Genomic DNA, 2,612 nt, shown 5'->3' with positions numbered 1-2,612 from the left:
TAGTTGCGATAGGTAAGACTTTGAAGTTATCTCCATCTTTTCCCCCGCTTAACACTGTACGTGCGACTTTCATCGCATACAGCGTCCCATCTTATTCTTTTATACTAAAGTAACTAGATTACAAGCTTTACGAAATTCGTTCATTTTCTTCAATTGTTTATCATTCAATTGAAGTATTTTCATATATTTTCTAATCGTCTCTTCATTTGTAGCGTGTATCAGTCTGTGGACTAATTCATGTACAATGATTAGGTTATTGAACTCGTCAGTTCCCCCTATACCTTTCGGTACTTTGTGATGACAGTGTGCATCATCAGCCAGCAAAAAGATTCCTGTGACAGCACATTTGCCATTTTGCATGGAATATTTCGATATTCTGTTATCTGTATACTCCATGCTTTTCCCTTTGGTGGAGGATAGCATCATTTTTTGCATTTCATTGGCAATGTTACCTTTTAAACTTTTGATGAGTTTCTGTCTTCCTTGTCTAGTATAATTACATATGTCTTGACTAAAACTTTGAGGAAATCGTGTTTGTATGTCCGCTAGTGGATATACATGATTACCTGCTATTTCAAAGGTTCTAAAATTGTTCCTGTGTAATTTTTTGTATAATATATTAGCATTGGTAGGAATTTTATATTTCCCTATTGATTTTAGACGATTAAACAATGTTTTCGAGAGACGAAAGGCTATTTCAGCAAAATCTATATTCACATGTGTTGCAATTCTGTAGTAGTTTTTTATACCTAACACATAAGAATTATAGTCTTGTACCGTTTTTCCTGATGGACTCTTTTGAATTGCTTTTATCCTTGTTTTTGCTTTTTCAAGGATGTCCTTTTTCTTTTTCTCACTTACATGTGTGTTTGCCACATATCTTTTGCGCTTCTTGACAGCTTTAATAGCGAATCCCAGAAAATCCGAAGATTTTCTTTTTAGGTTAGTTATAGTTGATTTTTCCTTGGATACATCAAGGTTTAATTGATTTTTGAGATATCCTTCCACTGCATGGAATATTTTAGTTGCAGATTTATGATTGTTGGTGAATATTTTAAAATCATCTGCATACCTAACTATATACATTTTCTTCAATTTTGCTTTTATCAACAATGAGTTTTTGGTTGCTATTGTATATGGTTTTCTTGTTTTAATATTCTCCCATTGACTAGATATCCACCAATCCAAATCGTTTAATACAACATTACTAAGTAACGGACTTAGGATTCCTCCTTTCGGAGTTCCTTTTGTAGGAATGCCTTTTCCTTTGATTGGCGCTTTTAACATTTTTGAGATAATCGTCAGCACTCTTTTATCAGTTATGCCTATGTTGTATAGTTGTTTTAATAACTTGGAATGGTTTACGTTGTCAAAGAAACCTTGTATATCAATATCTACTACGTGACTAAATCTCCCTCTGTTTATCAAGTATTGACACCTAGCCATTGCATGGTGTGTTGACCTGTTGGGTCTAAATCCATATGAATGCTTGTAGAATTTTGCCTCGCATATTGGTTCTAGAACCTGTTTGAACATTTGTTGAATCAATCTATCTCTCATTGTAGGGATTCCTAATGGGCGTTTCTTTCCATTTGGTTTAGGTATTTCTACCCTACGTATCGTATTTGGTTTGTAATTTGTAAGAGTTTTTCTAATATCATCAACAAAGGAATCTACGTCTTTCATTTTATAATGGTCGATTGTGATACCATCTGTTCCTTCAGTTTTAGAACCACTGTTAGCCTTTATATTTCTGTATGCAAGTAGCATATTTTCTTTTGATATAATGTGCTTATATAAATTTACACCTTTAGTAGCATTGTTTTCGCTACGTTGGTATAAATCATCAAACACGTTTTGCATGTCGTAATATTCCGCATGTCGTAGTGTTGTACTCACCGATGTATTAATTCCCCTTTCTCACGAAAAGTCCCATCATCTTACTCGATCCTGTGAGTTACATCTAGTTAATTTAGTTTTCAAAGAACAAGACTAGGGACTATCCCTCCACATTCGTTACATGCTTCATTGGTACTGTGTCCCCACCTTCACAAAAATGAAGCAATTTCGGTTCGTTAGAACCTTATATGCATCTGTCCGCTAGTAGGCGTTGGTGACAGTTTCTTGCTTACCACGTTCCGATTGACTTAGCTGTACATATATCCTTAGGCGCTTGCTTTAAGCCTGTTATCTTTACATCTTCATTGTTAGATGTTCCGAATTTCATATCCTTTACTCTTAATTTTCGGTAGATAACGTCGCCATTGACGACATACACATTTCTAATGTATTAATAATTTAGACCCGTACGTTCGCAAGTTTGCCAGTCCGTTATTTTGGACATTCTCACCATAGATATTTTGTAGCATCCCGACCTATCCATTACCATATGATTTATCACTTAGGTTTTGTTCAGCCGACTTCACCTAGCTTCATACAATTTGTGACTACTATTACGCCTTGCATGTAGGAGTATCAGACAAGTAGTTTCAGCTCAACCTGACGGCTTTCATTCCTACTTTCAGTCAATCAGTTATTGTTATCAAATTGATAACCCTCCTATTTCGTGTTTACACACTTATAAGGAAACGTGTCGCACAAAGGATTATTTT

1 protein-coding gene is annotated in these 2,612 nt (G+C 35.0%); it reads right to left on the bottom strand.

Annotated elements, in window-relative coordinates:
* Positions 1 to 99: 99 nt before the first annotated feature.
* Complete coding sequence (ltrA, locus tag BWGOE10_RS29070; protein WP_070168368.1) at positions 100 to 1,899, bottom strand: group II intron reverse transcriptase/maturase; 1,800 nt, start codon at positions 1,897 to 1,899, stop codon at positions 100 to 102.
* Positions 1,900 to 2,612: the final 713 nt, after the last annotated feature.

The sequence above is a fragment of the Bacillus mycoides genome, from assembly GCF_001757995.1.
Classification (GTDB): Bacteria; Bacillota; Bacilli; order Bacillales; family Bacillaceae_G; genus Bacillus_A; species Bacillus_A mycoides_B.
The sequence above is the reverse complement of the archived record's forward strand: the minus strand, read 5'-3'. Positions and strand labels throughout refer to the sequence as shown.